The following is a 25,628-nucleotide window of genomic DNA, read 5'->3' as shown; positions in this document are numbered from 1 at the left end:
GAGGACCAAACGCGGGGGTGGGAGGGGATCAGCGGCGGGAGTCGGCTCGGGCCGCTTTGTCGACCGCCAGGATGTCCCGCTGATAGACCACGGAGCCGTCGGCGAAGACGAACTGAAGTACCGGTCGCGGCGGAAAACTCCGCCCCAGGTAGCGCGCGGACACCGAACGGACCACGCCCGACGGCATCTCCTCGAAGGTCCGGAACGGCTGAGCGGGATCCTCACCCTCCAGCATCCGCGCCGGGTACACGACGGCCAGCCGCCGGTCGGACAGCGTCAGCCGCGCCTCCCCCTTGCCTCCGGCGAGATGGTCCGCGAGCCGGGCGGCGATCTGGTCCGCGGACCGCGCGACCACCCAGTAGGCGATCGTCGGGTCGTCGGTCCAGTCGGCTTCGAGTACGTCGGGAGCGGGCAGCGGCCACCGCGGTTTCCCCGTCACCGCCGGGGTTTCCCGCGCCGCCTCGTAGGGCAGCGTGAGCTTGCCGTCCAGCAGCAGCCCGACGTACCCGTGCGCGGGCGGGCAGCCGAGGATCAGGCGCTCGCCGGGTGCGAGCCAGAACTGGTGCAGTTCCCGTTCGACGATCTCGTCGACGGACTTCGCCATCGGAAGCGTGTTCTCCATCAGCTCACCGTCACCGAACGCAGCCAGGCGAACTGGCGGGGATCGTCACAGTCGAACAAGAAGTCCATGCCCGATCCGTCCACAAAGGACGCACGAAGGCAGGGGCGCCGCTTCTTGCCGTACTCGGCCACCGCGAACCCGGCGATGCGGTCATGCGGGATTTCGGCGCACGGAACCATCTCTTGCCGCGCGATCGGAACGCCCTCGGCGTTCTCACCGTAGGTCTTCGTGGTCATGATCGCGGCGATCTCCTTGCCGGTCTTGACCACGCCCTTGCCGAACCCGATCGCCTTCGACATGAACGTCTTCTCGGCGGGTTTCTCCGGTTCCGGCGGCGGGATGAACTTCTCCAGCACCAGCAGCCGCGCACTGGTCAGCGCCCACAGCCGCGAAAGCGAACCGCTGGTGGACAGCTCCCGCACCGCCGCGTGCGCGATACCGCCCTGCTCACCGAGCACGATGACCTGCGGTGAAGGCGGATTCGACTTGCCGCCGTCGTCGCCGGCACCCAGCGCCGCACCGACCATGTCGCCGGCGAAGTTCGCCGCGCCGGAGCCGAGTTTGCCCAGCACGCTCTTCTTCGGCACCCCCCACGGGTCGAGGCCGCGCACGTCGTAGTTCAGCGTCCGGCCGTACGCGGCCCACAGCAACCGTTCACCGGGGTTCAGCGACGGCAGGGCCTGTGACGCGGCCCCGAGCGGGTAGCCGAGATTCATTCTTCGATCGTGAACCCTCTGTCGGTCGCCGCGCGGCGCTCTTCTTCGGACGACGAATCCTGTGACTCGTTATAGCCCGCCTTGACGCCCTGCTCGACGCCCAGTTCGGCCAGATTACCGGCACTCCCGCGGAAGGCGGCCTTGCCGAGGCTGGTCGTCCCGTTCATGCCCATCGCGCGCAGCCCGGCCTCGGTGAGGTTCGTGGTGAGCGCGTCCGAGCCCTCGCCGCCGACGCCGTACCGGTTCGCGAACTTGTTGGCCGTCTTGGAGGCGCCCGTCGCCGGGTTGGCCTTCGTGACGATCTTGGCCAGCGGGTTCTTGTCGATCTGGTCGGCGAGCCGCTTCTGCAGCCAGTTGCCGTCGCGCAGTCCTTCGGTGCGCTCGACGACCTTCTTGAGCGGCCCGTTGCGGAGCGTCTTCAGGATGTCTTCGAGCTTTTCGATCAGCGGTTTGAGCTTGCCGAGCAGCTGCTTGACCTTCATCCCGAGCCGTCCGCCGGTCACCGCGACCTGACCGGCCGTCGCCGCGCCCGCCGCGCCGACCGAGGCACCCGCCGTGATCCACGAGGCGGCCAGCGCGGCCAGCCACTCGATGATCAGGCCCATCACCAGTTCCTGGATGATGTCGATGACGATCTCGACGAACGCGTCGAAGAGGTCCGCGGCGATCTCCAGGATCTGCTGCAGCCCGCGGACGTCGTTGGCGAACGCCTTGGCGCCGCCCGAGAACTCGGTCATCTGGCCGCGGAACGCGTCGCCCGCCTCGCCCTTCCAGGCTTCCTTGGTGCCGTCGGCCCGCTTCTGCTCGTGCTCGGCGACGCCGTCGAGCCACTTCGCCGTCTGCTCCCAGCCCTTGGCGGTGCTGCGCATCTGCTCGGGGTCGCCGATCGCGGGTTCCAGCACGAGTTCGACCAGCGGGCTGATCACGATCCCGATCAGGAAACCGAGCCCGTTGTCCAAAAAGGACTGACCAGGGCTCGTCACGAGCTGGAGCTGTTCCATCCGCGCGTGCACGGCCGCGATCGCGACGTCCGGCGGGCTGCTCGCCCTCGCCACCTCCGAAGAGGTGCTGAGCCACGAGCTGCCGTAGCCGCCGTTCTGCTCCCAGTACCCCTTGCGGCCGGAGTCCCCGGCGCTGTTGAGGTCGCTCAGCCCGCCGGGACCGCTGCCACCGTCGTCCAGGCCCGCGCCGAGGCCGGTGATGACCTCGGCGGTGCCCTGGTTGTGGTCGAGGTAGGTCTTCGCCGCGGTGGTGGTCTTGTCGGCGATCTGCGCCATGAAGGACTTCGCCTGCTCGGCGAGATCCTGGCACTCCTGCAAGGAGTCGAAGTACTTGAACGCCATCAGCTCGCCGAGCGGGCCGAAGCAGTCATCGGAGACCCTGGCCTGTTCGAGCAGGCTCGCGAGGCTGCCGAAGTTCCCCGACGCCTCCTTGGAGCCCGTCGCGTGCGCGGTGAGCGCTTCCGTCTGTACGCCGAAGCCGGTCAAAACGAGTCCCTCCGCAGGATGGGGCCGCCGAAGTCGTCGTCATCGGCCGGGGCAGGGCGGGCCGGGCGCTGGGTACGGACGGGCTGCTGGGCGGCCGGGCCCGCGAGGGATTCCGCGGGCGGGGGAGCGCTCGGTCCCAGCGGTTCGACATGGGCGTTGAACGCCTCTTTGAACTGATCCGCGCGATCGCCGAGGATCGGCTGGACGGTCTGCTGCATCGCGGCCGCGGCCTGCTGCGTGGCTTCCCTGATCGCGGTCAGGATCTCCTGCTGCAGCGCGGTATGCGTGCGGTTCATCGCCTTGGGGGACAGCTGCAGTCCCAGCAACGCGCCCGACGGGGCGACGGTCACCGTCACCGAGCCGTCGGCGTTGCGCGCGGAGCCGCGCAGCCCGGCGATCTTGTCCTTCAGTTCCGCTGCTTTGGCGGCCTGCTCCTGAAACGACCGGATGGCCGCGTCGAGCCTGGCTTCCTGGTCAGCCATCGTTTCCTCTCACCCGATGCCGGAAGGGGGACCCTTCCCGTTCCGTGCACCGGGTGAGACGAATGGCGTAGTGCGCTCGTTCCCTAGATCGGCAGTTTCCGGAAGATCGGCCGGGGGACGTGCCGCAGGGCCGACATGACCAGGCGGAACGGCGCGGGAGCCCACACCAGTTCCTTGCCGGCGCGCGAGGCGGTGACGGCGATCTCGGCGACCTGCTCGGCGGTCTGCGCCAGCGGGGCGTCCTTGAGGCCCTCGGTCATCTTGGTCTTCACGTGCCCGGGGCGGACGACGGTGACCTGCACGCCCGAAGGCGCCAGCGCCTCGCCGAGGCCCAGGTAGAAGCCGTCGAAACCGGCCTTCGTGGAGCCGTAGACGAAGTTCGAGCGGCGGACCCGCTCACCGGCCACCGACGACAGCGCGATGACCTTGCCGTGGCCCTGCTTCTTGAGCTTGTTCGACAGCGCGACCCCGACCGACACCGCGGCCGTGTAGTTCACGGTCGCCGCCTCGACGGCCTTCGCGTGGTCCTGCCACAGCTCTTCCTGGTCACCGAGCAGACCGAACGCCACGACGGTGACGTCGATGTCGCCGCCCTCGAAGGCCTTGTCCAGCACGCCGGGGTGCGAGTCCATGTCCTTCGCGTCGAAGCCCACGATGGACACTTCGGCGCCCTTGTCCTTCAGGCGCTGCGCGGCCGCGTCGAGCCGCGGCGACGGACGCCCGGCCAGCACGACCCGGAGGGGCTTCTCGGACAGGTACTTCTCCGCGATCGCGAGCGCGATGTCGGAGGTGCCGCCGAGCAGCAGCAGGGACTGGGGGTTACCCACAGCGTCGATCACAGTTCCAACCTTCGGGACATGTCAGAGGCGAAAACGCCTTCGGGGTCAACGGAAGCGCGGACCTTGCGCCATTCCTCGAGCCGCGGGTACATCTTCGCGAAGTTCTCCGCGGAGGTCCGCGAGTCCTTCGCCGTGTACAGGCGGCCGCCGAGGGCGAGCACGTCCTCGTCGAGTTCCTGGCAGAACCGGCTCAGCCCGTCCTTGATCGGGAAGTCGAGGCAGACCATCCAGCCGGGGTGCGGGAACGACAGCGGCGCCGCGTTGCCCTCGCCCATCTGCTTGAACACGTTGAGGAACGACACGTGCCCGGAGTCGGCCACCTTCTGGATGATCCGGCGCAGCGGCTCGTGCGCGTTCAGCGGCGTGCTGAACTGGTACTGCAGGAAGCCCTTGGAGCCGTACGCGCGGTTCCACTCGCCGAACAGGTCGAGCGGGTGGTAGAACGCGGTCAGGCTCTGGATCTGATCGCGCGCGTTCTTCGCGGTCTTGCGGTAGTACAGCTCGCCGATGGCGCTGAACGACAGCTTGTTCGCCAGTCCGTTCGGGAACACGTCCGGCAGCGTCGCCAGCGTGCCCGGGTTGAACTTGAGCGGGTCGGCCCGCAGCTTCGGCGGCAGTTCGTCCAGCTTCGCGAGCGAGCCGCGCTGGAAGGCGGCGCGGCCGAGCTTCGCGCCCCGGGAGATCGAGTCGAACCAGCCGGACGAGTAGGTGTAGTTGTCCTCGGAGCCGTCGGTGACCAGCGCCAGGGTCTCGTCGAGGTTCGCCGTGCGCTGGATGTCGGCCTTGAAGTAGGCCGTCTCGGTCTTCGTCATCCGGATCTTCGCCCGGACGATGACGCCGGTCAGGCCGATACCCGCCACGGTCGCCCAGAACAGCTCCGAATCGGGGCCGTCCGGCGTGATCGTGCGCACCTGCCCGTCGGCGGTGACCAGGTCCAGCGAGACCACGTGGTTGCCGAAGCTGCCCGCCGAGTGGTGGTTCTTGCCGTGGATGTCGTTGGCGATCGCGCCGCCGATGGTCACCTGGCGCGTACCCGGCAGCACCGGGACCCACAGGCCGTAGGGCAGGCCTTCGCGCATCAGCTTGTCGAGGCTGACGCCCGCGTCGAGGTCGACGATGCCCGAGTCCGGGTCGATCGAGTGGATGCGGTCCAGCGCGGTCATGTCGATGACCAGGCCGCCCGCGTTCTGCGCCGGGTCGCCGTACGACCGGCCGAGGCCGCGCGCGATGACCCCGCGTTCCCCGGCCTGTGTCACCGCCCGGGCGATGGTCTCCACGTCGGGGGTGCTCAGGACGTCCGCGATACTCGGCGACGTCCTTGCCCAGCCCATGAGCGACTGCCGCTGTGTCTTGGGTGCTTGGGTCACGCCGACCAGGGTAACCACGCCGAACACTGCCCGGAACGTGACCCTGAAGTGCTCGCTTCTACACTTTGCGCACCAGCCCCAGCAGTTTATGAGGTAGAGCAGTGGTGGCGACCGACCCGAAAGCCGGCTCGACGGCGGCAGCGCCGTCTTCCCCTGGGCTGCTCGGGCAGCTCATCCGCTTCGGCCTCATCGGCGGGTTCTGCGCCCTCGTCGATTTCGGCGTCTACCAGGGGCTTCGTGCTCTCGGAATGGACGCGACGCCGTGGGTGGACCTCGCCCGCGCGCTCAGCTTCATCGTGGGCACCACGACCGCCTTCTTCCTGAACCGCAAGTTCACCTTCGCCGGTGGACGCCAGGAGGGCGCACGTCAGATCGGTAGCTTCGTACTCCTGTACGCCGTGACGTTCCTCGTGGCCGTCGGCGTCAACCGCACGATGCTGCACGTCCTGCCGGAGTCGGCCTGGAAGGCCACTTTCGGTTGGGTCGTTTCGCAGGCAACCGCGACCGTGATCAATTTCGTCATGCTCAAGTGGGTCGTCTTCCGTGAGCCCCGCGCCACCAGCCCAGTCTTGACCAGCACAGAGGAGAACTGAGGATTCATGCCCGGTAAAGCCGCCGTCACCGGAGAGGCCCCGAGCGCCATGGTGAGCACTATCGACGACACCCGCTTCGCGGAACGCACCCCGCAGGGCCGTCTCACCGCGCAGCGCGGGCTCTACGCCGGCCCGGCCCCCATCGTCAGCAAGGACCTCTACGCCGAGCTCGAATGGGGCAGTGCCGTGCGCGAACGCGCGGGCATCGCCATCGAGCCGGCGTCGAAGGTGTCCGGCAACACCTACTTCGGGCGCTTCCCCGCGAGCTACTGGCAGCGCTGGACCGACGTGACCGAGGTCGCGGTCGAGGCCGTCGTCACCGGTGACGGGCAGCTGTCCATCGGCGCTTCCGACATCGAGGGCGACGCGCGCGTGGTCGCCGCCGAGATCATCGCGGGCGCGAAGCAGCAGAAGGTGACGCTGACCGCGAAGCTGGACAAGTTCTACGACGGTGGCGCTCTCTGGCTCGACCTCGAGACCGAGGGCGGCCAGTCGCTGCGCGTCGAGGCCGTCCGCTGGACGGTCGAAGCGCCGGAGAAGATCCGCCCGACCGCGGTGACCATCTGCACGATGAACCGCGCCGACGACTGCCTGTCGAACCTGCAGGCGCTCGCCGCCGACGTCTCCTCGCTGGAGACGCTCGACGCGATCTACGTCGCCGACCAGGGCACCGACCTCGTCGAGTCGCGTGACGGCTTCGAGCAGGTCGCGAAGGACCTCGGCGACAAGCTGCACTACATCAAGCAGCCGAACCTCGGCGGCGCCGGCGGCTTCACCCGCGGCCTCTACGAGGTCGCCGGGCACACCGAGACCGAGCACGCGAACGTCCTGTTCATGGACGACGACGTGCTGCTCGAGCCGGACCTGGTGATCCGGATGACCGCGTTCTCCAACCGCACGGTCAACCCGGTCATCGTCGGCGGGCAGATGCTGAACCTGCTGCACCCGAACCAGCTGCACGTCGGCGCCGAGTACGCCCGGCTGAACACGCTGGAGCCCGGCCAGCCGGTGACGCACTCGCTCTCGACCGCCGACCTGCTCGGCGTCGACGAGGAGACCCTCAAGCCGAACCGCCAGGAACGCCGCCTCGACGCCGGGTACAACGGCTGGTGGTCGTGCCTGATCCCGTACGAGGTCGTCAAGGCCACGGGCTACCCGCTGCCGTTCTTCTTCCAGTGGGACGACGCGGAGTACAGCTACCGTGCCCGCGCGCACGGCTTCCCCACGGTCACCCTTCCGGGCGCCGGCGTCTGGCACGCCGACTTCCACTGGAAGGACTGGGACGAGTGGCACCGCTACTTCAACCTGCGGAACTCGATCATCACCGCCGCGCTGCACTCGCCGTTCAACCTGAACCTGCTCTCGCGCGTGCTCATCGCGCAGCTGGTCCGGTACCTGCTCGGCATGCAGTACGGCCTGTCCGCCACGCTGATCAAGGCCGTCGAGGACTTCCTCGAAGGCCCGGAGGTCCTGCGTGACGGCGGCGTCGCCGCGATGAAGGAGATCCGCCGGATCCGCGACGAGTACCCCGAGACCAAACGGCACAAGGCCACCGACGTCCCGGGCATCGCGTCGAACGACATCGGCATCATCAACAGCGCGCCGCGGCCCAGCATGCAGCGCCTGGTGCTGATCAAGCGGATCCTCGACCGGGTGCTCGGCCGCAGCCGTCACTCGCTCGGCGCGATCCCGATCGACGAAGCCCACTGGTGGCACGTCGCCACCTTCGACACGGCCGTCGTCACCGACGCTTCGCAGGAAGGCGTGCGGGTCCGCTCGTACGACCGCGCGAAGATGTTCGACCTGGCTCGCCGCGGTGCCAAGGTGATCCAGCGGCTCCGCAAGGAAGGCGCGGCGGTGCAGGAGCAGTACAAGCGCTCCATGCCCGAGCTGACGTCGCGGGAGAACTGGAAGCGGCTCTACGAGCTGTAACTCCACTTCGCGCCGCTTCCTGAAGTGTCATAAGGGGTCCCCATAGGACGAAATTTGTCCTATGGGGACCCCTTATGGCATCCCGAGGTACGTCTCTCCCGCAGCCGTACTCCCGAAGCCGACAGCGGCCTAGTGGAGCCCGAACACCCGCGTCTTGCGGTTCAGGTCGTCGATGTAGGCGGCGGCGACGTGCGAGAAGTTGATCGCCACCTCGGAGTCGTCCTTGGTCTGGATCGTCTGTACCGAACCGGTGCGCACGAAATGCGAAAGGTCCTTGGTCAGCCGTTCGGTTTCTTCCGTCGTGAGCGCGAAGAGCAGCGGCTCCCCACCGGTGGCGAGATGGAGCACGAGCGCGGGCTTCTGGTCTGCCATGCACCCATGGCACCAGCCTTGATCACGGCCGGGCAAGCGGGTTCGCTGCGGGCGTACCGGGTGAGTGGACTACGTTCATCCCGACGAACAAGACACCCGCGGGGGGAAATGGCGATGCCGCATTCGTTCTCGCTGTCGCTGGCGGCGGTGGACATCCTGCTCGAACACGGCCGGTTCGGGCCGGCGCCGGTCCCGTTCGAGGTCCCGCACATCGGCACGACGACCGATCAGCGCGCGATGGTGCGCGAGGCCGTCTTCCGCGATCTCGAAGGCCGCGGCCTGATGCGCGGCGGCAGGCTCGACGCCGACGTCGAACTCGCGCTCGCCACGTTCGTCAACCCGCAGCTCGCCGTCTGGACGGTCGCGCAGATGGACAAGGACAAGCAGCTGTTCGCGAGGGCGGCGACCAACGGTCAGTTCGGGGTCCTCGCGCGCCAGGACGAGAACCTGCTCGTCTTCGAAGAGACCAGGCCGACCGCGATCGTCGCGTCGATCGTCGACCTGCTGCCGCTCACCCCGGCCGGCCCCGGCCAGTCCGTCACCATCGCGAAGCCGGTCAGCGCGCCGAAGCGTCCTCGCAACAACGACGACGCTTACGACCCCTTCGCCGGGGTCAGCGGCCCCCGGTCACACGGGTCGAACCCGCAGCAACGGCAAGTGGAACGGATCTTCGAGAAGCCGAAGACGCGTGTGGGCCAGTTCAGCGTGTTCATCCGCGGCGGCCAGGTGTTCCCGCCGCTGGCCTGGTTCGACACCGAAGCGGGCCGGTACATGATGACCTCACGCCGGGCGACCGACGGGCAAAGCTGGCTGACCTACGCCCCGGCCGACAACGCGCGGATCGCGCAGCAGCTGTACGCCCAGCTCGAAGGGCAGTTCTGAGGCGGTCCCGGAGCACCGGGAACCGCGGTGACGCCCGTTTCGTCACAGTTCCGGCGCAGTCTTCGGTGATCGGCGAATCGGCTCGATCCTCGTTGCGCTGAGTGCTCGGCTAGTAGACTGCCGGGCGGTACGCACGGGCGAGCAGACGATGCAGTGGGGCGGGCGATGGCTTTCGAAGCGGACGGCGGACAGGCGGCACCGGACTTTTCGATCGGCGCGGCCATGGGGGCGGCGGCGGGCTACGTGGCCAAGGGCGGGCTGAACCAGGAGGCGATCGCCAAGGTCAGCGCCGAAACCCAGAAGCTGGTCTCGGCCGCCAAGAACGGCGGCTTCACGATCACCGAGAAGGGCGTGGAACCCCTGCGCAAGGCGCTGGCGGACATGTCCGAGCACCTCGACACGCTCAAGGCGAAGACGGTGCACCTTTCACAGGCCCCGCAGCTGGGCGGCCACCCGTACGGAAAGGCCGTGGCGGCGCACGACCAGAAGGGCGCCTCCGAGGCGGCCGGATCCGCCGCCGTCGTGCTCGAACAGTTCGCCAAGGTGGTCAAGGACGCCGACGAGGCGCTGGCCAGGGCGGCCGGGCTGTACAAGGACGTCGAAGACCGCGCGATCGACGCCACCAAGAAGATCCAGGCTTGAGGACGATGAAGAAGCTTTACGCCCTGCCGCTCGCCGCGGCCGCACTGGTACTCGCCGCCTGCTCCAGCGAGAAGCCCGGAACACCCACCGCCGCGCCGTCCTCGGCGCCGGGGCAGGCGACGTCTTCCGCCGCGTCGCCGTCCACCGGCGGGGGGAACACCGTGTCGCTGGACCCGTGCTCCCTCGTCAGCGCGACCGACTTGGCCTCCTACGGCACCTTCAAGGCGCCGGAGACCGGTGAAGACGGCGGAGCCCGCACCTGCACGCTCACGAAGGACAAGGCCACCGCCAGCGAGGAATCGCTGACGGTCAGCGTCGGCGTCCGTGACTCGCAGGGGCTCGACAGCGTCAACGACGCCGGAAACGGCAAGACCAACGGCAACGTGCAGGGCCGCAAGGCGATCCTGGTCCCGACGCCGCCGACGAACTGCCTGATGGCACTCGAAGCGGGCGCCACCTCGCGGGTGGACGTCGTCACGGTGTCGACAGACCCCGAGAAGGCGTGCGGGGTCGCGGAGAAGGTCGCGGACATCGTCGCACCGAAGCTTCCGAAGAGCTAAGGGGGAAACAGGGATGACCACGAAGACACCGAACCTGAGCGAGAAGCAGGTCTCCGACCTTTCGCCCGCGGCACGTGACGCGTACTTCCAGCAGAAGGCTGACGAAGGCGTCGACCCCAGTGACGGCTGGCTTTTCGGTGCCGTCAAGCAGTTCATCGCCACCGGGCAGGCGCATCAGAAGGCCCAGGAGGTCGGGGACAAGAACGTCGACGACCTGACCCGCAGCGGCGACGTCCAGTACGTCGAGGGGCTGGAGCCGTCGAACGCGGACTACCAGGGCTACGACCACGAACGGCTCGAACAGTTCGTCAAGAGCGACTTGAACGTCGAGCAGGTCACCCAGGTCTCCACCGCGTACCACGACATCCACAAGGCCTTCGAAAGCTTCGCGACCACGATGACCGAAGCGGTCAACGCGTCGCAGGGCACCTGGGACGGCGAAGCGGCGGGGAACGCGAAGGGCTATTTCCAGAGCCTCAGCAAGTGGTCCGAAGCGAACTCCCAGAACGCGAAGCTCGCGTCCGAGACGATCTACGACCAGGGCACCGCGGCTTCCCACGTCAAGAACACGATGCCCGCGCCGATCCCCTTCAGCTGGAAGGACGAGGTCGGCAGCTGGATGACGTCGAACCCGTTCAACCTCGGCGAGAACATCGACAAGTCCATCCAGAAGCAGGAAGACAGCCGAGAGGCGCACACCCAGGCCGCCTCCGCCATGCACGACTACGACAAGGCGTTGTACGAGGCCGCGTCCAAGCAGCCCGTGTTCGCCGAGCCGCCGAAGTTCGGCGTCGGCGGCGGTGGCGGCATCGACCAGCCCGGCCCTCCTCACCTGCGCTACGACCTGCCTCCCGGCTCCACCCCGCCCGGCGGCAACACCTACATCCCGCCCGGCAACCGCGGCGGAGGTGGCGGTGGGGGCGGCGGCACCGGCATCCCGGGCACAGGCCACATCCCCGGCCCCGGCGCGAGCACGGGATCCGGCAGCATCCCCTCGGGCACGACGCCGTCGGGCTTCCAGAACACGCCGGCGCCGATCAGCACACCCGGCCCCAACACGAACATGAACTCGATGCCGATGGGCCCCATGCCGATGTCGCCCATGATGGGCGGCGGCATGGGCGACTCCGAGTACAACGGCCGAGGCGGCCGGAGCGGAGGCGGCAGCGGGTTCGGCCCCGGTAGCGGTGCGAGTTCCACGCCCGGTTCGGGTTCCGCGTCCGGCGCGGCCCGCCCCGGCGGGGTCGGAGCGGCCGAAGCGGCGGCCGGTCGCGGTATGGGCGGTCTCGGCGGCGGCGCCGGCGGCCGTGGTGGACCGGGGCTGGGCGGCGGCATGGGCGGTCGCGGCCAGCAGTCCGAAGGAGACGAGGACACCGAGCACCAGCGCCCGACGTACCTCGTCGAGGGCGATCCGGACGAGGTCTTCGGGACCGACCTGCGCACCGCGCCGCCGGTCATCGGCGAGTAGCAGCGTCAACGTAAATGCCATGAAAGGTCCTTTCCTTGCAAATTTCGCAAGGAAAGGACCTTTCATGGCACGGGAGGGACCCGCCTCAGTAGCGGAAGAACTTCTCCTGGCGGCCCTGGCGCACCAGCTTGAGCCACTGCAGGAACGCCTTCGGGTCCCGCTTCACCCCGACGAAATACAGCCCGAACCGCACGACTTCGAGCGCGCCGATCTTGCGCATGCCCGGCTGCGACAGCAGGTAGCCGCGGTTGCGGTAGGTGTAGTAGCGCTTGACCTCGTTCTCCGGGTCCTGCGCGTGGAACCGGCCGCCCAGCATCGGCTTGAACTCGTCCGAGCCGTCCGGGTGCAGGTACGCGGTCTTGAGCGAGGTGCCGAACGGCAGCCCCGACCGCACCAGCCGCCGGTGCAGCTCGACCTCGTCGCCGCGGAAGAAGAGCCGCAGGTCCGGCACGCCGACGACGTCCAAAGTGGACGCGCGGAACAACGCGCCGTTCATCAGCGAGGCGATCCCCGGCAGGAAGTCGACGCCCAGCTCCGACGACGAACGCTTCCAGGTCAGCCCGCGCCGCAACGGGAACGCGAGCTTGTCCGGCGCGTCGATGTTGGACACCACCGGGGAGATCTCGGCCAGATTCCGCTTCTCGGCCTCCTCCAGCAGGATCGCGAGGACATTCTCGTCGGCTGGGCGGCCGTCGTCGTCGGCGAGCCAGATCCAGTCCGCGCCCAGCGAAAGCGCGTGCAGCATGCCGAGCGCGAATCCGCCCGCGCCACCGAGGTTGCGGTGCGAGGGCAGGTACGTGAAGGGAAGCGGGTAGCCCTCGACGATGTCCCGTGCCGACTGGTCCGGACCGTTGTCGACCACGACGAGGTGGTCGACCGGCCGGGTCTGCGAGGCGATGATCTTGAGCGAGTCCGCGAGCAGTTCCCGCCGATGGCGCGTGACGACGACACCGACGACGGCGCCTTCGGGCAACTGCCTGGTCTCGCTGGTCATCCCTGGCCGCCGTTCGTCGTCGACACCGGCTCGGGCTCGACACCGAACCGCTCCAGCGTTTCCTTGCTCATGTTCTCGAACGGGTCGCGCCCCTTGTAGCCGGTGAGCACGTCGCGCAGCGAGCCGCGCTGTTTGACGTGTCCCTCGTCCATCCAGATGGCGGAGTCGCAGAGTTCGAAGAGGAACTCGTCCGAGTGGCTGGCGAACACCAGGATGCCCGACCGCTTCACCAGCGCCTTCAACCGGTCCTTCGCCTTGTTGAGGAACGCCGCGTCGACCGCGCCGATGCCCTCGTCGAGGATCAGGATCTCCGGGTCGATCGAGGTGACCACGCCCAGCGCCAGGCGCACCCGCATACCGGTCGAGTACGTCCGCAGCGGCATCTGCAGGTAGTCGCCGAGTTCGGTGAACTCCGCGATGTCGTCGACGCGGGCTTCCATCTGCTTCGCGGTCATCCCGAGGAACAGGCCGCGGATGATGATGTTCTCGAGCCCGGAGATCTCCGGGTCCATGCCGATCCCGAGGTCGAAGACCGGCGCGATCTTGCCGGAGATCTTCGCCGAACCACGGGTGGGCTCGTAGATGCCGGACAGCAGCCGCAGCAGCGTCGACTTCCCGGCGCCGTTGTGGCCGACGAGGCCGACCCGGTCGCCTTCCCGCAGCTGGAGCGTCACGTCGTGGAGGGCTTCGATGATCGGGACCTTGGTCTCGGTGCCGATCTTGCCGCCGACCTTGCCCAGCACCTTCTTCTTCATGGAGCGGGTCTTCGCGTCGAAAATGGGGAAGTCGACGTAGGCGTTGTGCACATCAATGCTGACCATCTGTCACACCCAATAAGAGACGCGGGAACGGTAATTGCGCATCGCGACGAGCGCGAGGACCCAGCCGACGACGGTGATGCCGAGCACCACGTACCAGCTGTTGATGCTGACTTCCTGGCCGATCAGCGGTGCGCGCACGATCTGGATGAAATGGAACAACGGGTTGCCGTGGACGAACGGCAGGGCCCACGAGGTGGAGGCCCGCGCGCCGCCCGCCAGCAGCTGGTCGATCGGCCACACGATCGGCGTGAGGTAGAACAGCAGCTGGATGACCGAGCTGATCACCTGCGGGATGTCCCGGTAGCGGGTCGAGATGATGCCCAGCAGGAGGGTGACCCAGCCGGCGTTCAAAGCGAGCATGAGGAAGCCGGGGATCGCGGTGAGCGAGTACCAGCCGATACCGGGGTGGCAGATGCCGGAGTAGCCCGGATCGCAGTTGCCGGTGTTCAGCGAGTACGGGTGGTTGAGCGCGGTGAAGAAGATCGCGACGACGATCACGTAGACGATCAGGTTGTGCACCAGCATCAGGGTCTGGCGCCACACCGTGCGCAGTACGTAGACCGAAAGCGGTGCCGGGAGCTGTTTGATCAGCCCCTCGTTGGAGATGAAGGTCTCCATGCCCTCGGACAGGCAGCCGCTGATGAAGCCCCAGATGATGAAGCCGGTGCTGATGTAGGGCAGGAACGTCGACGTCGGCATGCCGAACAACTGTGAGTACAGAAGTCCGAGGCCGAGTGCGATGACACCCTGGCTGATGGTGATCCAGAACGGGCCGATCACCGAGCGGCGATAGCGCTGCTTGATGTCCTGCCAGCCGAGGTGTCCCCACAGCTCTTTGGCGGCGAAACCGGTCTTGATGTCGGCGAACGCGCGCGAAAAGGTCTTGCTGTCCGAAATCGGCGGAACCGAGGTCGGAGCAGCACCGTCGGCGGCGTGAACCGTGCTGGTGGCATGCACGGGAACGAGGGTACCGATGGAGCCGATGATGCCTGGGCCACCCCGGCCGGAGTCGCTTACGCGCTCCCGCTCCGGTGACGGTGTGTGCGGCGTTACGATGCACGAATGCCGGTCCCCGACAGAACGGCTTCGGTCTCGAAGCCTGCCCGGCGCGCACTGTATTACCTGGTCGCGCCGGTCGGTCACCCCAACTATGGTGACGAGCTCATTGCCGCGAGTTGGCTCCGGCATCTGGCCGAAGTGGCTCCGGGCGCGGACGTCTGGGTGGACACCCATTCGCCCGGTCCCGCCGCGGTGCTCCTTGACGGGCTGCACCCCCGTGCGAAGTTCACGGACACCTTGTGGCGGCTTTGCTGGGAGGCTCCCTCCGAGGATCCGTGGCAAGCGGCGGCCTGGGTTCGTGAGGCCATGCACAACCCCGGGATGATGCCGAGGCTCCACCACGGCATCGAGCTGCTGGCTGGCGTGGATGTCATCCACGTGGTCGGCGGTGGTTACATCAACAAGCTCTGGCCCAAGCAGATCGGTCTGCTGGCAGGCGCGGCTGCCGCGGCCGAGCGTTCCGGTGGCCGGGCGGCCATGACAGGACAGGGATTGCTTCCCGCGTGTGACGACGTCGCGCCTCTGTTGCGCGCGCTGGCCGATCGGTTCGAGATCGTGGAAGTCCGTGACGACGCTTCGGCGGAGTTGCTGGACGTGCCGGTCGGTCTCGACGACGCGTTCATCGGAATCGGCCCGCATCTTTACGGCGCCGCTGAAGACGTGCCCGAGGTCATGCTGTGCCTTCAGTCCGACCTGGTGGAGGTAGGGGTCGGCAAGCTGGCGGGCGCGGTGCTCTCGATGCTGCGCTCGTGGAAGATCCCGCCCGAGAAGATCGGCGTCATCGAAGGGGTCCCCCGCGTCGATCGAGAGGTCTTCGCACTCCTGGAGCGAGAACTGCCCGGCGCCCGTTTCTACCCGTTCTCGCATATCTGGACGCATGGGCTCCCGGTCTCGCCTGGGCAGACCTGGATCTCCACGAGATTCCATCTGCACATGCTGGCCGCCGCGGCGGGCGCATCAGGGGTCGCGGTGTCGATCCATCCCGATTACTACGCGACGAAACACCGTTCTCTCGCAGCGCTGGGCTCCAACTGGACGGTGTTGGAAGATCTGAATCAGGTGCCGGACCGTCCGAAACAGGGCGGATACACGCCCGAGGCGTTGGCGGGCTTCAAGAAGGCCAAGCGAGACCTGGCGAAGTCGATCTATGCCCCGGTGATCCGTCCAGTCCCGGAGCCCGAAGGGCCCCCGGAAGCGCAAGTGACCCCGCTGCGCAGGCGATGGGCTCGTATCATCCGCGGTTGATGACTCGGCCACATGGAGTACATGGGATGTTTCACTCTGTTGCGGCATTCGAGTAGTTCCTGGCCCGCTCCATTGACTGATCGTTTTACCTCCATTTAACGTTCCGCTCGGCGTCGGGGGACGGCTGTTCGGTCTGTGGGGGGTACGTCACTGTGGCGCGTTCACGTGTGGTCAATGCTGCGCGGAACTGGTTGGTTCTCGGCCTCGTACTGGCGGTTCTGCTTCCTGTCGCCGGTTCGGCGGTCGAATACGCCAAGCCAGTCGAGCCGTTGCCGCTGGGGGCTTCGCTCGATTCGCCCGAGCAGAGGCGGGGATCCGGGCCGGGTACGGGTAGACACGAAAGACCGGGGCTCGATCTCCGCGACACTCCTCGTCCTCCCGGCGCGGTGGCCGACTCGGCCGCCGCGCCACCTCAGGTCCAGGGCGTGGTCAACGACAGGCAGCACGTCAAGCCGGCGGTCGACCAGCGAAGCGGGTTGCCGTCGATCGATCCTCTGGCCGTCGAGCGGCCGCAGGACCGCACCGCGGACACCCAGACGTTCGACAATCCGGATGGCAGCCGCACCCTTCGGGTGCACACCGGGCAGGCCAACGTCCGGGAAGCCGACGGCCGCTGGTCTCCCGTCGATCTGAACCTGCAGGCGGGCCCGGACGGCCGGTGGTCCCCGCGTAAAGCCCCGACCGCCGTCAGTTTCGCGCCGCTCGCGAACGCCGGACAGGTGGCCAGTGTCCGTCTGGACGGCGACCACACATTGGCTTACGCCCTTCAGGACGCCGCCCCCGCAGCAGCGCGGCCTGCCGCGGACAGCGTGACCTATCCCGGTGCCCTGCCAGACGTGGACCTGCGTTTGTCGGCCACCGGTGGCGGGCTCAAAGAGGAACTCGTCCTGCGTTCGTCGAAGGCGCGGTCGAGTTACGCGTTCACCCTGCACACCGGCGCGCTTCGCCCGCAGATCATCGACGGTGACGTCGAACTGATCGACCAGGCCGGCGTGGTGCGAGGAGTCATTCCCGCCGGTTTCATGATCGACGGCAAGGCCGATCCGGTGACCAGGACCGGCGTCCGAAGCGAGGGAGTCCGGTACTCGATCGCGCAGCGGGATGCTCGGACCTGGACCCTGCGAGTCGATCTGGACGCGGCTTGGCTGCGTGATCCGAGTCGCGTCTTCCCGGTCGTGGTGGACCCGAGCGTCGGGAAGGTAGCGGTCAGCGAGGACACGTACGTCAAGTCCGGCACGACGCAGGACCATTCGGGGAACATCGAACTCGAGGTCGGTTCGCCGAACGGCGGGAGGACTATCTCCCGCTCGTACCTGAAGCTGGAGTCCGTTTCCGCCGCCCTCCGAAACCAGTACATCATCGGAGCGACGCTCGACGTGCTGGCAGTTCATTCGTGTCAGACCCGGCCGGTCACCCTTTTCGAGGTCACTCAAGGCTGGGGGAACAACGCGGTGTGGCCGGGAGCGGCGGCCGGCCGTGCGCTCGCGACCGTCGACGTCCCGGCGTTAGGCGCGGGATGCGCCGGTCAGTACCTGACCAAGTTCGTTCTGCCGCAGGACATCGCCATCCAGTGGTCACACGGATCGGCCCTGGGCAACGGTTTCACCATCCGTGCCGCCAACGAAGGCGACAGCGCGGCTTTCAAACGCTTCGCCTCTTCAAACACACCCAACAAGCCGTATCTCGATGTTCGCTACGCGCCGGAAGGCGCCGCCTACGAACTCACCGACGTTCTCCTGCCGACCAACACGCGAGAGGGCACGTTCACCGCGAAGGTCACCAACCAGGGGGCATCCACCTGGGCGGCCGGCGGCGGATATCGACTGGGCTATCTGATCAAACAGAACGGCACGGTGATCAGGACCTCCCAGGGAGTCGCGCCGGGCGTGGATGTGCCACCGGGTGGCCAGGCGACCATCACGGTGCCGCTGACCGCATTGGCCCCGGGAGACTACGAACTTCTCCTGACCATGTGGAATCCCGCGAACGAGGACTTCCACGTCGTCTACGAGGTTCCCTACGGTTCAGCTCCGCTGAAAGTCCAGAACACCCCGCCGGGGTCCAACTACCAGCAACCCGGCAATGGCGCGACGGTCGAATCCTTGACACCGACCTTGTTCGCCCGGGCCATCGATGACGACAACTGGCCGAACAAGGGGTTCACCTTCCAGTTCCGGATCTGCACCGATGTCGCGCTCACCCAGAACTGCACGGATTCCCCGTGGGGTCCCGAAAGCTGGGTGCCGCCGGCCGGAAAACTGGTCTGGAGCAAGACCTACTACTGGGGTGTCAAGACCCATGACACGGTGAGCCCGTCGCCGAACTGGGTCGGCCCGCTGGCGCTGACCACACGTGTCCCGCAGCCGGAGATCACCTCGCATCTCGCGGGCAGTCCGGACACCGTGAACGGTCCTGGTCTCGATCCGCAGATCGGGAACTACTCGACCGTCGTCACCGACGCCAACGTCGCCACCGTCGGTCCAGATCTCACCATCACGAGGACTTACAACAGCCTGGATCCCCGTAGGGACACCGCATTCGGTGTCGGCTGGGCGTCCCGCCTGGACACGCGGCTCGTCCCGAACCGGTCCGCGCAGAACGTCGTCGTCGACGTCGTGCTGACCTATCCGAATGGCAGGCAGGCCAGGTTCGGTCGTAATCCGGATGGTTCCTTCGCACCGCCGATGGGTCAGAACGTCGACCTCGTCTATGACAGTGGCACCGGTTACTACACGCTCAGGGATGTCACCGGCAGCCGCTGGCTGTTCGACAACGCGGGCAAGCTGATCCGTGTCACCGACCCGGCAGGGCTCACCGAGCATCTCGAGTACGACACGTCCGGGCATGTGACCGCGCTGGTGAACGACGTCTCCGGGCGTTCCCTGGGGATCACGTGGACGGGTGCGCATGTCACCAAGGTGCAGACGCCCCCGCCGGCCGCCGGACAGGATCCGTTGAGCTGGACCTACACCTACGACGGCGACACGTTGACCGGTGTCTGCGCTCCCGGTGCGGCACCGAACTGCACGAGCTATGGGCGTCTCGCCGGCTCGCACTATCGCAGTTCGGTCATGGACGACGGGCCACGCGGGTATTGGCGGCTCAACGAGGACAGCGGGCCGACGACGGCGAACGCCGCGGCTCGCACTCCCGGAGCGGACGCGGGCAAGCAGAACGGCCTCGGCTTCGGGGCGGTGGGAGCACTCGGCGGTACGACCGACACAGCCGCGGTCTTCGACGGCATGGCCAGTCACCTGACTTTGCCGGACGACCTGCTCAAGGAGAACATGTCGGTCTCCGCCGAGTTGTGGTTCAAGACCGGAGCGAGCGGAACCCTGCTCAGCTATGCAGATCAGGCCTTTCCCGCCACTACGCCCGCCAAATGGCGTCCATTGCTCTACGTCGGCATCGACGGTCACCTCTACGGCGGACTGTCCGCCCGTAATGTGACCGGCCCGAGCCAGGTGATCAGTACGAATCCGGTCAACGACAACGGATGGCACCACGCGGTGCTGACTTCCGAAGTCGATCGCCAGACGCTGTACCTCGATGGCGCGTCCGTCGGAACGATCACCGGCCTGATCGATCACGGAGCGCTGGGCAAACTGGTGGTCGGCGGCGGGGTCGGCAAAAACTTCCCGTCGACGAACGGCGGTGACTTCTACTTCAATGGCTCGATCGACGAGGTCGCGCTCTACCAGCACACCTTGAGCCCCTTCGCTGTCGCGCAGCACTTCGGCGCCGCACGGACGATCGACCAACTCGCGAAAATCACCTTGCCGCAAGACGGTCGTGTCTATGCTGAGATCGGTTACGACGATCGAGCCGATCGGGCGAAGTCGCTCACTGATCACGACGGTCGTAAGTGGACGCTCGACCTGCCGGTACGAAACAACGCGGAACGCACGGTCACGCTGCGCGGTCCCTACCCCGAGTGGACGTACAAGTTCGACGCGGATCAGGGGGGCCGCCTCACTTCGATCGTCCACAAGGGATTCGACAAGCACTGGGAGTATAACGAAAAGGGTTTCCTGAAAGCGACTGTCGACGAGCTCGACAACCGGGTCGAGCAGACCACGGACGAACGCGGCAACGTGTTGAGCCGAAAGACCTGCCGGGCCGCGGGTTCGTGCAACACGTCCTACTTCACGTATGTCACTTCATCGGACCCTCTTGATCCGAGGCGTGACAAGCTCGCCACCAGTTCCGATGCTCGCTCGTCGAGTGCCACCGACACCCGGTACCGGACGTCGTATGCCTATGACCCGGCCGGTCGGCTCACCACGACGACGTTCCCGATCCCGGCGGGGCAGATCGCCGCGCCGACCGAGGTGAGAACCTACGCCAACGGCACCGAAACCGCCGAGGGCGGTGGCAAGGTGCCCGCCGGTGTGCTGATCCAGGTCACCGACCGGCGGAACCAGGTCGCGAGCAATGCGTTTCGGGCGAACGGGGACTTGGCGTTCACCAAGGACGTGATGGGGCTGGTCACGTCGTACGCGTACGACGGCATAGGCAGGCGTCTGTCACAGCAGGAGGGCAACGCCGCCGGCGGCGTTTTCGGGATCCGGACCTTCGAGTACACGCCGAAATCCGAGATCGCGAAGATCACGGGCCCGGCGGTGACCAACACGATCACCGGGGCGACGCACACTCCTGTCACCAGCAACGTCTACGACGGAAACGGGAACCTGCTCGAGGCAACGGTCTCCGACGCGACGGGCGGAGACCTCGCTCGGAAGACCACTTTCGGCTACAACGCCTTCGATCAGCGGGTCAGCGTCAACTACCCGGATGGTGGGGTGGTCCAGTACGAGCGCTCGCCCGATCTGCTCAAAGTCGTCACCACCGACGTCCTCGGCACGAAGTGGACCGACCAGTTCGACGACGAGCGCCGTCTGCTGTCGCGAGTGGCCACCGGCATCGGAGCCGATCCCGCCACCTCGGGTATGGGCAGCTTGCGGGTCGAGAACCGGAGCTACGACCCCACCGGGCGACTCGAGCGGGTTCAGGACGCGATGAACCGTGCCACACGGTATGGCTACTACGGCGACGGCCTGCTCGCCACCACCACCTTGGAGGGGTACCAGCCGCCGTCCGGACCGGCTCGAGACGTTCTTCTGGAACAACGCGTCTACGACCCCGCCGGCAACCTGACCCAACAGGTCACCGCGGGGAACCGCAAGACGACGACGGCGTACGACGCGGCCGGGTTCGTTGTCGAGTCCACTGTGGACCCGGAGGGGGTAAAGAGGAAGACCACCTTCGTTCGAGACGGGGCGGGTAATCCCACTCGCGCCTCCTCGACCGGTGCGGCCGATCCCGCTCGCGTCGAGACGACCGATTTCACCTACGCGCCCAACGGCAGTGTCCGCAGGCAGGACACGGCAGCGTCGAACGGGCTGGTCCTTTCGTCCACCACGACTTATGACGAGCGTGGGCTGGCGGTGGCGAGCACCGACCGGCGGCAGGTCGAGATCCGCTACACCTACGACGCGACCGGCCAACCTGTTTCGACGATCAAACCGGCCGTGGACGTGTGGGTCGGCGGCCAGAAGACCGCGAACGTGGAACTGACCGAGTCCTTGGGGTACAACACGTTCGGCGAGGTCACCCAGTCCAAGGACAGTGCTGGGAACGTCACCACCACCGAGCGGGACAACATGGGCAGGGCGACCGCCGGTGTGCTCCCCGCCTACACGCCGCCGGGCGGTCAGCCGATCGTTCCGGCGACTCGGACGGTCTATGACCGCGGGGGCAACGCGCTCACGGTCACCGACCATTTGAACCGCACCACCACGAACACTTTCGACCCCTACGGCCACCTGCTCACCTCGACGTTGCCACAGGTCGGCGACACGCCGTCGGTTCTGAAGTCCTCCTATAACGGGAATGGCGAACTACTCAGCACCACCGACGCGACCGGTGCCCGCGAGGAGTTCACCTACGACGAGCTTGGTCGCCTGATCACGGCGACGCAGGTCGAACGTTATGGCGGCCAGAACGTCTTCTACACGACTCGGACCGGATACGACGACGCCGGGAACATCACTTCACAGACCACACCGCAAGGTTTCGTCAGTACAAGGGCTTACAACGGTGCGAACGACCTGATCAGCGAAACCGACGCGACCAACCGTACGGTGACGTACGGCTACGACAACTCGGGTCGGCAGAACAGTGTCACCGACCCGACCGGTCTGGTCAGTACGAGAACCTACGACCTGGCGGGCCGGCTGACCGGAACCGCGCAGATCGTCGACGGCCAGCAGCAGCGTTCGTCGTCTTCCAGCTATGACGGCAACGGGAACGTGTTGCAGTCGGTCTCTCCGGAAGGCCGGATCGTCGATTACGGCTATGACTTCCTCAACCGGCTCGTCAAACAGGTCGAGAAGGTCGACGCCACGAAGTCCATCACGACTTGGACGGGTTACGACCGGTTGGGCAGCCGCAGCCACTTCGTCGACGGCAAGGGCAACGCGACGGAGTACACCTACACCCCCTGGGGGCTGCCGGAATCGGTGATCGAACCCGCTGTCGCGGGAGCCACCGCGTCCGCCGACCGTTCCTGGACCACCTCGTACGACGCCGTCGGACGGGCGACGAAACTGGTCGCTCCGGGAGGTGTCACCCGCACTCGTGAGTACGACGAACAGGACCGGTTGACCGTCGAGCGTGGTGCGGGCGCGGAACAGGCGACCACGGATCGCACGTTCGGTTACGACCTGGCGGGACGCGTCACGAAGGTCGGCAGTCCCGGTGGCGATACGCACTACCGCTACGACGATCGCGGGAACCTGCGCACCTCGCAGGGACCCATGGGGTCCAGCGTGTACACCTACAACGGCGACGGGACCCTCGCGACGCGCGCCGATGCGGCCGGAACCGCGACGTTCACCTATGACGCCGCCGGGCGGCTCTACTCGGCCGCGGACCCACTCACCGGCCGGACGATGGACTACCGGTACGACAACGCCGGGCGTCTCTCGCTGACGAAGGACCGGGCGCTGTCCGGGCGGGTCGCTCGCAACATCGGCTATGACAAGCTCGGCAGGTTGGCGTCGGACAACCTGACGCAGCTGACCGACACCAGTACGCGGGTTTTGTTCGGTGACAGCTATGGGTACGACAAGGACGACAAGGTCACCTCGAAGACCTCAACGCGTCCCGGTGCACCTGCCACGAATGCCTACGGATACGACGGGGTCGGCCGTCTGACCTCGTGGACCGCAGGGACCCAGCAGACGACCTATGGCTGGGACGACGCGGGTAACCGGTCATCGGTCAATGGCGCGGCTTACACCTACAACGAGCGAAATCAGCTCCTCTCGGGTGGAGGCGCCGCGTACACCTACACGAAGCGCGGCACTGTTTCCGCGGTCACTCGTGGAAGCACCACGACGACGAGCGGTTTCGACGCCTTCGATCGACTGGTCACCCGAGGCCCGACGAACTACCAGTACGACAGCAAGGATCGCGTCCACACTCGCAACAACGTCGCCCTGAGCTACGACGGTATGTCGAACGAGACCGTCACCGACGGCATGCGTACCGTGTCCAGGCTCCCCGACGGCGCCGCGCTGAGTGACAAGGCCGGTGCCGGCGGGAAGCTGCTCTACGCCGATCGGCACGGGGACGTTGTCGGGCGCTACCTCGGCGCTGTCGTCGACGGCCAGCGGACGTTCGATCCGTTCGGGGTGGTGACCGCGTCGTCGGGTGACACCTCGAATCTGGGGTATCAGGGCGACTGGACCAGCCCGGATTCCGGTGATGTCAACATGACCGCGCGATGGTACTCACCGGAGCGCGGTGGGTTCCTTTCGCGGGATGACTGGGAACTTGCTCCCGATCCTTCAACAGCGACGAACCGCTATACCTATGGCAACGGGGACTCAGTAGGGACCTCCGACCCGAGTGGGCACGGACCCTGGGTCAACTGGTGTGACGGTGCCACGGATAACGGACCTTCCGCACCGTCGAGGGGCAAGCCAAGAAGCGGTAGCATATTCGGAGACGCTGCCACCTTCTTCTACTGCAACATGGGTGGTCAAACGGTAGGCGGCTGCGGAGATCAAATCCGCGTCAACGGACAGCTTTGCCCGCAGTGGTTCCATGCGTACGCCCAGGGGTACGAATGGGAAGGCGGCAACGAAGAACCTGTCCCAGTCGGTCATTGCAAATGGCGCGTCGGTGGCTGTCCGAAGCCGTCCACATATACGGGGGCACCGGGTAAGCCTGGCTTCAAACCAGGGGGGAAGGCGAAGCCGGTCAAGCCTGCACCGCCGCCTCCGCCGCCATGGATCGCCAAGGCGCTGACTAAGGCCGCCGAACTGGCTGCGGGCGCGACAGTTGCTGTGGTTGTCGATACGGTATCTGCGCTCACTGAGACAACGACAGTTGCCAATCGAGCCCTGGAATATTTTGATCGGTCGAACAGGATTACCGACGGTCCAGTTCCAGCTCCGAGGGTTGATCCACTTCCACTCCCGCTGCCTGTTGATCTGGAATACAAGGAACACAAGGATCGATGCGAAGAAGAAGGTCTTCAGCCGAATTTGCCGGTCTACGGTCCAATGGAGGAGGCTTATTACAAAGGCACAACAGGTTTGCGGGCAACGGGTGCGGTTGTTTGCTTGACGGAATTGAAAAAGTCCAAAGGAAAGCCGGAGAAGCCGTTTGGCTGGGAGCCTGGCATGCACCGGAGTCATCTTATTGCTAGAATGTTTGATGGAAGCAATGAGGCAAAGAACCTCGTTCCCCTTTATTCCTTTAATAACAGCGTTCAGATGCTCAATTCCGTTGAGGTTGGCGTCCAAGATGCGGTGGAGGGTGGGCAGCGCGTCTACTACTCAGTAACGCCGCTCTATGACGGGAAGTCTCCAGTTCCCTGGGGGGTGCATGCCGTTGCCGAAGGGGACGGAGACTTCAAGTGTGATGTCATTATCTACAATGAACCAGGTCGGGATGGGCAACGTGCGAGCTGCTGAACTGGAATTGGCCGATTTTCTGGGCTGGAAAGAATCTGCAAGGCTAGAGCTTGCCTGGGAAGAAGTGTGGGCCGAATTGGGCTTTGAATTTCCGACTTCTCACAGGGACTTCTTGAGAGTTTTCCCGTCTGGGGTTATGTCTGAATACATTTATATTTGGTCTCCGGCGCAGAGTTGTCGGTGGCTGGAGGCGTATAAGTGGAAGCTGAAATCGAAGGGTGCCTATTTTAAGGGGGTGAGGCCGAAGCTTCCTGAGGATTATCCACACCTCTTTTTTCCTGAGCCTGGTGGGTTGATTCCGTGGGCTGAGGGAGATGAGCATACGTATTTCTGGCGACCAGTTGAGAGGCAAGTCGCTGATCAATGGCCTATTGTATTCATGGATAATACTGGCGATGGGTGGGGTGAGTATCAGGGAACCTCTGCTGAGTTTCTTTTAGACTTGCTGACTGGTGCTCTTGTTTCGGACATTTTGTACACGGACTGGCCGGAATCGGAGCGATCTTATGTTGTCGCACCCGAGCCGTTGCTGCCTAATTGATTCGTTGGATAATCGGAAG

At 66.2% G+C, this 25,628-nt stretch carries 19 protein-coding genes; 9 read left to right on the top strand and 10 right to left on the bottom strand.

Going from position 1 to position 25,628, the window contains the following annotated elements; genetic code table 11:
- Positions 1–28: 28 nt before the first annotated feature.
- The 6 genes from SD37_RS40640 to SD37_RS40615 form a co-directional block, all read right to left on the bottom strand.
- On the bottom strand, positions 29–622 hold the full coding sequence (locus SD37_RS40640) for a hypothetical protein (RefSeq protein ID WP_044849689.1): 594 nt from the start codon (positions 620–622) through the stop codon (positions 29–31).
- A complete protein-coding gene (locus SD37_RS40635) occupies positions 622–1,338 on the bottom strand; it encodes a hypothetical protein (protein WP_044849690.1) in 717 nt (238 codons plus the stop codon). The genes SD37_RS40640 and SD37_RS40635 overlap by 1 nt, the downstream gene beginning before the upstream one ends.
- The gene (locus SD37_RS40630) at positions 1,335–2,825 is read right to left on the bottom strand and encodes a WXG100 family type VII secretion target (RefSeq protein ID WP_044849691.1); all 1,491 of its coding nucleotides are present in this window, start codon (positions 2,823–2,825) and stop codon (positions 1,335–1,337) included. Before SD37_RS40630 ends, SD37_RS40635 begins: the two co-directional genes overlap by 4 nt.
- Positions 2,822–3,307 (bottom strand): YbaB/EbfC family nucleoid-associated protein, encoded by a 486-nt coding sequence (locus tag SD37_RS40625; RefSeq protein ID WP_037315366.1) that lies wholly within the window; start codon positions 3,305–3,307, stop codon positions 2,822–2,824. Before SD37_RS40625 ends, SD37_RS40630 begins: the two co-directional genes overlap by 4 nt.
- Before the next feature lie 83 nt (positions 3,308–3,390).
- Positions 3,391–4,146, bottom strand: coding sequence for a decaprenylphospho-beta-D-erythro-pentofuranosid-2-ulose 2-reductase (locus SD37_RS40620; protein WP_044849692.1), 756 nt, complete (start codon positions 4,144–4,146; stop codon positions 3,391–3,393).
- Entirely contained in the window at positions 4,143–5,513 is a 1,371-nt protein-coding gene (locus SD37_RS40615) for an FAD-binding oxidoreductase (RefSeq protein WP_044849781.1), read from the bottom strand. Before SD37_RS40615 ends, SD37_RS40620 begins: the two co-directional genes overlap by 4 nt.
- A gap of 101 nt (positions 5,514–5,614) precedes the next feature.
- Between SD37_RS40615 and SD37_RS40610 the strand changes: the two genes are divergently transcribed.
- Together SD37_RS40610 and SD37_RS40605 are read left to right on the top strand one after the other, a co-directional pair.
- Entirely contained in the window at positions 5,615–6,106 is a 492-nt protein-coding gene (locus SD37_RS40610; RefSeq protein WP_044849693.1) for a GtrA family protein, read from the top strand.
- Positions 6,107–6,112: 6 nt separating this feature from the next.
- Complete coding sequence (locus SD37_RS40605; protein ID WP_044849694.1) at positions 6,113–8,038, top strand: glycosyltransferase; 1,926 nt, start codon at positions 6,113–6,115, stop codon at positions 8,036–8,038.
- 129 nt (positions 8,039–8,167) lie between these two features.
- On the opposite strand, the gene SD37_RS40600 is transcribed toward SD37_RS40605, so the two are convergent.
- Positions 8,168–8,410: a hypothetical protein gene (locus tag SD37_RS40600; RefSeq protein WP_037315352.1), complete on the bottom strand. Its 243-nt coding sequence runs from the start codon at positions 8,408–8,410 to the stop codon at positions 8,168–8,170.
- A gap of 114 nt (positions 8,411–8,524) precedes the next feature.
- On the opposite strand from SD37_RS40600, the gene SD37_RS40595 reads away from it, so the two are divergent.
- The 4 genes from SD37_RS40595 (at position 8,525) to SD37_RS40580 (ending at position 11,962) form a co-directional block, all read left to right on the top strand.
- Complete coding sequence (locus SD37_RS40595; RefSeq protein ID WP_044849782.1) at positions 8,525–9,292, top strand: ESX secretion-associated protein EspG; 768 nt, start codon at positions 8,525–8,527, stop codon at positions 9,290–9,292.
- 165 nt (positions 9,293–9,457) lie between these two features.
- Complete coding sequence (locus SD37_RS40590; protein ID WP_235783673.1) at positions 9,458–9,934, top strand: hypothetical protein; 477 nt, start codon at positions 9,458–9,460, stop codon at positions 9,932–9,934.
- A gap of 5 nt (positions 9,935–9,939) precedes the next feature.
- Positions 9,940–10,494 (top strand): DUF3558 domain-containing protein, encoded by a 555-nt coding sequence (locus SD37_RS40585; RefSeq protein WP_044849695.1) that lies wholly within the window; start codon positions 9,940–9,942, stop codon positions 10,492–10,494.
- A gap of 13 nt (positions 10,495–10,507) precedes the next feature.
- Positions 10,508–11,962: a hypothetical protein gene (locus SD37_RS40580; protein ID WP_044849696.1), complete on the top strand. Its 1,455-nt coding sequence runs from the start codon at positions 10,508–10,510 to the stop codon at positions 11,960–11,962.
- 85 nt (positions 11,963–12,047) lie between these two features.
- Here the strand turns inward: SD37_RS40580 and glfT1 are convergent, their stop codons facing one another.
- From glfT1 to wzm, 3 genes are read right to left on the bottom strand one after another with little or no spacing between them, the layout of a single operon-like run.
- Positions 12,048–12,956: a galactofuranosyltransferase GlfT1 gene (gene glfT1, locus SD37_RS40575; protein WP_044849697.1), complete on the bottom strand. Its 909-nt coding sequence runs from the start codon at positions 12,954–12,956 to the stop codon at positions 12,048–12,050.
- Positions 12,953–13,777 carry a galactan export ABC transporter ATP-binding subunit Wzt/RfbE gene (gene wzt, locus SD37_RS40570; protein ID WP_037315340.1) on the bottom strand — a complete coding sequence of 275 codons (825 nt, stop codon included), beginning with the start codon at positions 13,775–13,777 and terminating at the stop codon, positions 12,953–12,955. Before wzt ends, glfT1 begins: the two co-directional genes overlap by 4 nt.
- A 3-nt stretch (positions 13,778–13,780) precedes the next feature.
- Entirely contained in the window at positions 13,781–14,734 is a 954-nt protein-coding gene (gene wzm, locus SD37_RS40565; protein WP_037315337.1) for a galactan export ABC transporter permease subunit Wzm/RfbD, read from the bottom strand.
- Positions 14,735–14,839: 105 nt separating this feature from the next.
- On the opposite strand from wzm, the gene SD37_RS40560 reads away from it, so the two are divergent.
- The 3 genes from SD37_RS40560 (at position 14,840) to SD37_RS42975 (ending at position 25,609) form a co-directional block, all read left to right on the top strand.
- A complete protein-coding gene (locus SD37_RS40560; RefSeq protein WP_044849698.1) occupies positions 14,840–16,081 on the top strand; it encodes a polysaccharide pyruvyl transferase family protein in 1,242 nt (413 codons plus the stop codon).
- Positions 16,082–17,103: 1,022 nt separating this feature from the next.
- Positions 17,104–25,068 (top strand): LamG-like jellyroll fold domain-containing protein, encoded by a 7,965-nt coding sequence (locus SD37_RS40555; RefSeq protein WP_145926857.1) that lies wholly within the window; start codon positions 17,104–17,106, stop codon positions 25,066–25,068.
- The gene (locus tag SD37_RS42975) at positions 25,046–25,609 is read left to right on the top strand and encodes a hypothetical protein (RefSeq protein ID WP_145926856.1); all 564 of its coding nucleotides are present in this window, start codon (positions 25,046–25,048) and stop codon (positions 25,607–25,609) included. The genes SD37_RS40555 and SD37_RS42975 overlap by 23 nt, the downstream gene beginning before the upstream one ends.
- Positions 25,610–25,628: the final 19 nt, after the last annotated feature.

The sequence above is a fragment of the Amycolatopsis orientalis genome, assembly GCF_000943515.2.
GTDB lineage: Bacteria > Actinomycetota > Actinomycetes > Mycobacteriales > Pseudonocardiaceae > Amycolatopsis > Amycolatopsis orientalis.
The sequence above is the reverse complement of the archived record's forward strand: the minus strand, read 5'-3'. Positions and strand labels throughout refer to the sequence as shown.